The 6,734-nt window shown below is 66.3% G+C and carries 4 protein-coding genes; 3 read left to right on the forward strand and 1 reads right to left on the reverse strand.

Annotated features, from left to right (window positions below; genetic code table 11):
* Nucleotides 1-56 precede the first annotated feature (56 nt).
* Nucleotides 57-3,275 carry a bifunctional proline dehydrogenase/L-glutamate gamma-semialdehyde dehydrogenase PutA gene (gene putA / locus ROV93_RS18390; RefSeq protein WP_180890712.1) on the reverse strand — a complete coding sequence of 1,073 codons (3,219 nt, stop codon included), beginning with the start codon at nucleotides 3,273-3,275 and terminating at the stop codon, nucleotides 57-59.
* A 274-nt stretch (nucleotides 3,276-3,549) separates the two neighbouring features.
* On the opposite strand from putA, the gene ROV93_RS18395 reads away from it, so the two are divergent.
* The 3 genes from ROV93_RS18395 to ctaD are packed head-to-tail and all read left to right on the forward strand — an operon-like array spanning nucleotide 3,550 to nucleotide 6,661.
* The gene (locus ROV93_RS18395) at nucleotides 3,550-4,026 is read left to right on the forward strand and encodes a DUF2244 domain-containing protein (protein WP_072169017.1); all 477 of its coding nucleotides are present in this window, start codon (nucleotides 3,550-3,552) and stop codon (nucleotides 4,024-4,026) included.
* Between the two features lie 11 nt (nucleotides 4,027-4,037).
* Nucleotides 4,038-4,994 (forward strand): cytochrome c oxidase subunit II, encoded by a 957-nt coding sequence (gene coxB, locus ROV93_RS18400; RefSeq protein WP_072169018.1) that lies wholly within the window; start codon nucleotides 4,038-4,040, stop codon nucleotides 4,992-4,994.
* Between the two features lie 59 nt (nucleotides 4,995-5,053).
* Entirely contained in the window at nucleotides 5,054-6,661 is a 1,608-nt protein-coding gene (gene ctaD, locus ROV93_RS18405; RefSeq protein WP_072169019.1) for a cytochrome c oxidase subunit I, read from the forward strand.
* The last annotated feature ends 73 nt before the right edge of the window (nucleotides 6,662-6,734 follow it).

Genomic DNA, 6,734 nt, shown 5'->3' on the forward strand with positions numbered 1-6,734 from the left:
AAGCACAAAAAACCCCGCATTCGCGGGGTTTCTTGTTTGCCGCACCAAGCAGGCGATCAGTCGCCCAGGGTCAGCAGCGAGGCGTTGCCGCCGGCGGCGGTGGTGTTCACCGTCACCGTCTTTTCGGTGGCAAAGCGCAGCAGGTAGTGCGGGCCGCCGGCCTTCGGGCCGGTGCCGGACAGGCCCTGGCCGCCGAACGGCTGCACGCCGACCACCGCGCCGATCTGGTTGCGGTTGACGTACACGTTGCCGACATGGACGCCGTTGCTGATGCGGTCAACGGTCTCGTCGATGCGCGAATGCACGCCCAGGGTCAGGCCGTAGCCGGTGGCGTTGATCTGGTCGATCACCGCGTCGAGCTGGTCGCCCTTCCAGCGGAACACGTGCAGAACCGGACCGAAGACTTCCTTCTGCAGCTGGCCCAGGTCCTTCAGTTCATACGCGCGCGGTGCGAAGAAGGTGCCATTGGCGGCTTCGGCGGACAGCTCGGCGGCGGCGATCAGGCGCGCTTCGCGGTCCATGCGCTCGGCGTGGTCCTGCAGGATCTTCAGCGCGTCGGCATCGATCACCGGGCCGACGTCGGTAGACAGCAGGCCCGGGTTGCCAACCTTCAGCTCCTTCATCGCGCCGGCCAGCATGGTCATCACCTTGTCGGCGATGTCGTCCTGCACGAACAGCACGCGCGCGGCCGAGCAACGCTGGCCGGCGGAGGTGAAGGCCGAACCGATCGCGTCCTTGACCAGCTGTTCCGGCAGCGCCGAGGAGTCGGCGATGAAGGCGTTCTGGCCACCGGTCTCGGCGATCAGCACGCCGATGGCGGCGTCACGCGCGGCCATCGCACGGTTGATCGCACGGGCGGTCTCGGTGGAGCCGGTGAAGGCCACGCCGGCCACGCGCGGGTCGGCGGTCAGCGCCGCACCCACGGTGGCGCCGTCGCCCGGCAGGAACTGCACCACCTCGGCCGGTACGCCGGCATCGTGCAGCAGCTTCACCGCGTAGTAGCCGATCAGGTTTGTCTGCTCGGCCGGCTTGGCGATGACGCTGTTGCCGGCGGCCAGAGCAGCGGCGACCTGGCCCAGGAAGATCGCCAGCGGGAAGTTCCACGGGCTGATGCAGACGAACACGCCGCGGCCGTGCAGCTGCAGCTCGTTGGATTCACCGGTCGGGCTGGGCAGCTTCTCGGCGTGGCTGAACTGCTCGCGCGCCTGCTTGGCGTAGTAGCGCAGGAAATCCACGGCTTCGCGCACTTCGGCGATGCTGTCGGGCAGGCTCTTGCCGGCTTCCTTCACGCACAGCGCCATGAACTCCGGCATGCGCGCTTCCAGCTGGTCGGCAGCGTGCTCGAGGATGGCGGCGCGGCTGGCGGCCGGGGTGCGGTTCCAGGCCGGCTGCGCAGCCACGGCGTTGGCCAGGGCCTTCTGCACGGTGGCGGCATCGGCGGCCAGCCACTGGCCGACCACCTCGCGGGTGTCGGCCGGGTTGGTCACCGGCAGCGCGGCGCCGGCCGGGTTGGCACCCGGTACCAGCGGCGAGGCCTGCCACGGCTTCACGGCGGCGTTGAGCTGCTCGGCCAGGGCGCGCAGTTCGTTGTCGTTGGCGAGGTTGGCGCCCATGGAGTTCTTCCTGTCGTGGTTCTGGCTGCGCAGCAGGTCAACCGGCAGCGGGATCTTGGGATGCGGAATCGATTCGAACGAGGCGACCATCTCGACCGGATCGCGGATCAGGTCGGCGATCGGCACGCGCTCGTCGGTGATGCGGTTGACGAAGCTGGAGTTGGCGCCGTTTTCCAGCAGGCGGCGCACCAGGTACGGCAGCAGGTCTTCGTGCGAACCGACCGGGGCGTACACGCGGCAGGGCAGGTTCAAGCGGTCGGCCGGCACCACTTCGGCGTACAGGTCGTCGCCCATGCCGTGCAGCTTCTGGTGCTCGTACACGCCGCCGTTGGCGATGCTGCGCACGGCCGCGATCGTGTGCGCGTTGTGCGTGGCGAACATCGGGTAGATCGCGTCCGCATGGGTGAACAGCCGCTTGGCGCAGGCCAGGTAGGACACGTCGGTGTTCTGCTTGCGGGTGAACACCGGGTAGCCCGGGTAGCCTTCGATCTGCGCACGCTTGATCTCGGCATCCCAGTAGGCGCCCTTGACCAGGCGCACCTGAAGGCGGCGACCGGCACGGCGTGCCATGTCGGCCAGGTGGTCGATCGTGTACGGCGTGCGCTTCTGGTAGGCCTGTACGACCACACCGAAGCCATCCCAGCCAGCCAGCGAGGCGTCGGAGAACACCTGCTCGATGATGTCCAGCGACAGTTCCAGGCGGTCGGACTCTTCGGCGTCGACGGTGCAGCCGATGCCGTAGCTCTTGGCCAGCTGTGCCAGTTCCAGCACGCCCGGCACCAGGTCCTTCAGCACGCGCTCGCGCTTGGCGTGCTCGTAGCGGGGGTACAGCGCCGACAGCTTGATCGAGATGCCCGGAGCGTTGTTGACGTCGCCGTCCGGACGGCCACCGCGGGCCTTGTGATCGCCGCCGATGGCGTGGATCGCACGACGGTAGTCTTCCAGATAGCGCAGCGCGTCCTTCATGGTCAGCGCGCCTTCGCCGAGCATGTCGAACGAGTAGCGGTAGCTGGCGTTGTCGCCCTTGTGCGAGCGCGCCAGCGCTTCGCTGATGGTGCGGCCCATGACGAACTGGTGGCCCATGATCTTCATCGCCTGGCGCACGGCCAGGCGCACCACCGGCTCACCGACGCGGCCGACCAGGCGCTTGAATGCGCTGGGCGCATCGGCGCGCGTGGCGTCGTTCATCTGCACCAGCTTGCCGGTCAGCATCAGGCCCCAGGTGGAGGCATTGACCAGCACCGAGTCGCTGCCACCCAGGTGCTTTTCCCAGTCGGCATCGGCCAGCTTGTCGCGGATCAGCTTGTCGGCAGTGTCCTGGTCCGGAATGCGCAGCAGGGCCTCGGCCACGCACATCAGCAGCACGCCTTCTTCGCTGCCCAGGTCGTACTGGCGCATGAAGGCTTCGATCGCGCCCTGGTCCTTGGCACGCACGCGCACGCGGCCGACCAGGTCGGCGGCCAGCGCCTGCACCCTGGCCTGTTCCTCGGCGGGCAGGCGCGCCTGCGCCAGCAGCTCGCGGACGTGGTTGGCCTCGTCCTTCAACCAGGCATCGGTGATGGCCTGGCGGAACGGGTTGGGGGGCGCCGGCAGTTCCGGCGACAGCAGCGCGCCCGGACGCGGGGCGTCGTGGGCGGCAGGGAGGGAGGAAGGTGCGTTCATGCCGGTCCGGCCAGTGGAAAACTTGGCGATTTTAATCATTTTTGCGGGTTCCGGAAGTGCCCCGCAGACACCTTCATGAAGGGCTGATAGCTATTAACCGTGGTGGATTCGGCGTGTTCAGCAAACCCGGAAAAATTTGTGCTGAATTCGTCATTCGTGCCGCCGACCTCATGCTGTGTTGCAGCATCGGAAAATGTGTGAATGCACCCTTGCTACCTGCGAGAGGGCGGGGCTACCATCGAGACGTTTCCCGCGGCAGGAACGCGGTTGCGACATGATCGAGGTGCTTCCAGCTCCGGATGGGTCAGGTACGCAGCTGCGGCTGCGTCCCCCACGGGCGCTCGATGCCCGGCAGTTCGTCCTGTTGTTCACCGTGTTGTCGGGTGCGATGTGGCTGGTGTCCGCCCTCGGGTGGTGGGCCGGCAATGCATTCGCCCCCCTGTTCGCGCTGCTGTACAGCCTGGTGCTGGCAGCGGCGCTGCGTGCCTTGTGGCGCAGCGGTGAACGGCAGGAGGAGATCCGGGTAGTGACGGCGTACGTGGAGGTCATCCCCGTACCCGGTGGATCGCCGGTGTTCCGGGCCCACCCGCACTGGGTGCGCCTGCTCACCGACGATGAGAGGGTCCGGCTGGCATCCAGCGGCCGGCAGGTGGAGGTGGGGAGTTTCCTCGCGCCGGCCGAACGCCAGACGCTCGCAGAGACACTTGAAAGCTTGCTCGCCGCCAGCGATGGCGGCAACCGACGACGCTAAGGGTCTAGGCAATGAAGCAAAGCAGCAGGTGGGGCACGAAGTGCGTGAACGCGGTCGCCGCGATGCTGGCGACCGGGGGACTGATTCCGGCGTCGGCCTGGGCCCAGGCGGCCGATCCCAAGCCGTGGCAGCTGAACATGGGCAAGGGGGTGACCCAGACCTCGCGCCTGGCTTGGGAATCGAACAACCTGTCGTTGATCATCTGCACGGTGATCGGCGTCATCGTGTTCGGGGCGATGGCCTACGCCATCTTCAAGTTCCGCAAATCCAAGGGCGCAGTCGCCGCCACCTTCAGCCATAACACCAAGGCCGAGATCATCTGGACGGTGATCCCGGTGATCATCCTGATCGTGATGGCGTGGCCGGCCACGGCCAACCTGATCAAGATGTACGACACCCGCGATGCCGAGATGACGGTCAAGGTCACCGGCTACCAGTGGATGTGGAAGTACGAATACCTCGGCGAGAACGTCACCTTCACCAGCCGCCTGGACCGCGAGTCCGACCGCGTGCGGCAAAGTGGCATCGTGCCGACCCGCGAAAGCCATCCGCACTACCTGCTGGACGTCGACAACCGGCTGGTGTTGCCGGTCGATACCAAGGTGCGTTTCGTCATCACCTCCGACGACGTGATCCACGCCTGGTGGGTACCGGCGCTGGGCTGGAAGCAGGACGCCATCCCCGGCTTCATCAACGAAGCCTGGACCAGCATCGAGCAGCCCGGGGTGTATCGCGGGCAGTGCGCCGAGCTGTGCGGCAAGGACCACGGCTTCATGCCGATCGTGGTCGAGGCGGTGTCCAAGGAGGACTTCAAACAGTGGCTGGCGCAGCGCAAGCCGGCGCCGGCTGCCGAACCCGCCCCCCCTGCGGCACCTGCAGAACCGGCTGCCCCTGCGGGCGAAGCACCGGCGGCACCTGCTGCTGCCGAAGCCGGCCGCGCACCTGCGGTTGCGGCCAGCGGCGCGTGATGTAAAGCCCGCGGCCGCTCGCGGCCGCGGTGACAACCGATTCTGAGAGGTGTTTTGCAATGGCGCACTCGGCAGTTGGGCACGACGATCACCATCACCACCAGAGCTTCTTCGAGCGTTGGTTCTTCTCGACCAACCACAAGGACATCGGCACGCTGTACCTGGGTTTCAGCTTCATCATGTTCATCGTCGGTGCGGCGATGAGCGTGGTGATCCGCGCCGAGCTGGCGCAGCCGGGCCTGCAGTTCGTCAAGCCCGAGTTCTTCAACCAGATGACCACCGTGCATGCGCTGGTGATGATCTTCGGCGGCGTGATGCCGGCGTTCGTCGGCCTGGCCAACTGGATGATCCCGCTGCAGATCGGTGCGCCGGACATGGCGCTGCCGCGCATGAACAACTGGTCGTTCTGGCTGCTGCCGGTGGCCTTCAGCCTGCTGCTGCTGACGCTGTTCCTGCCGGGTGGTGCACCGGCCGGTGGCTGGACGCTGTATCCGCCGCTGTCGCTGCAGGGCGGCTACAACGTGGCCTTCAGCGTGTTCGCCATCCACGTGGCCGGCATCAGCTCGATCATGGGTGCGATCAACATCATCGCCACCGTGCTGAACATGCGCGCGCCGGGCATCGACCTGCTGAAGATGCCGATCTTCTGCTGGGCCTGGCTGATCACCGCCTTCCTGCTGATCGCGGTGATGCCGGTGCTGGCCGGTGCGGTGACCATGCTGCTGACCGACAAGTTCTTCGGCACCAGTTTCTTCAACGCCGCCGGTGGCGGTGACCCGGTGATGTACCAGCACATCTTCTGGTTCTTCGGCCATCCCGAGGTCTACATCATGATCCTGCCCGCCTTCGGCGTGGTCAGCGAGATCATCCCGACCTTCAGCCGCAAGCCGCTGTTCGGCTACCAGGCGATGGTGTACGCCACCGCCGCGATCGCGTTCCTGTCGTTCATCGTCTGGGCCCACCACATGTTCACCGTGGGCATGCCGCTGGGCGGCGAGATCTACTTCATGTTCGCCACCATGCTGATCTCGATCCCGACCGGCGTGAAGGTGTTCAACTGGGTCAGCACCATGTGGCGGGGCTCGCTGACGTTCGAGGCGCCGATGCTGTGGTCGGTGGCCTTCGTCATCCTGTTCACCATCGGTGGCTTCTCCGGCCTGATGCTGGCGATCGTGGCGGCCGACTTCCAGTACCACGACACCTACTTCGTGGTTGCGCATTTCCACTACGTGCTGGTGACCGGCGCGGTGTTCGCGCTGATCGCGGCGGTGTATTACTGGTGGCCGAAGTGGACCGGGCGCATGTACAGCGAGAAGTGGGCCAAGGTGCACTTCTGGTGGTCGATCGTGTTCGTCAACCTGCTGTTCTTCCCGCAGCACTTCCTCGGCCTGGCCGGCATGCCGCGTCGCATTCCGGACTACAGCGTAGCGTTTGCCGACTGGAACCTGATCAGCTCGATCGGTGCGTTCGGCATGTTCGTCACGCCGTTCATGATGGCCGCGATCCTGCTGTCCTCGCTGCGCAATGGTGAGAAGGCCGAAGCACGCAGCTGGGAAGGCGCGCGCGGGCTGGAGTGGACGCTGCCATCGCCGGCACCGGCGCACACCTTCACCACGCCGCCGACCATCCGCCCGGGCGATCTGGCGCATGACGACATCACGCATTGAGGTGGGGCATGCATAACGAGAGCCCACTGCAGACCTGCAGAGCCGAGCCATGCCCGGCTGACGAAAAGCAGCC

The sequence above is a fragment of the Stenotrophomonas maltophilia group sp. msm4 genome, assembly GCF_032025605.1.
In the GTDB taxonomy this organism is placed as follows: Bacteria; Pseudomonadota; Gammaproteobacteria; order Xanthomonadales; family Xanthomonadaceae; genus Stenotrophomonas; species Stenotrophomonas sepilia.

Excerpts from the sequence above, each read along its gene's own strand:
- putA (WP_180890712.1), bottom strand. The coding sequence starts at position 3,275 with ATGAACGCACCTTCCTCCCTCCCTGCCGCCCACGACGCCCCGCGTCCG.
- ROV93_RS18395 (WP_072169017.1), top strand. The coding sequence starts at position 3,550 with ATGATCGAGGTGCTTCCAGCTCCGGATGGGTCAGGTACGCAGCTGCGG.
- coxB (WP_072169018.1), top strand. The coding sequence starts at position 4,038 with ATGAAGCAAAGCAGCAGGTGGGGCACGAAGTGCGTGAACGCGGTCGCC.
- ctaD (WP_072169019.1), top strand. The coding sequence starts at position 5,054 with ATGGCGCACTCGGCAGTTGGGCACGACGATCACCATCACCACCAGAGC.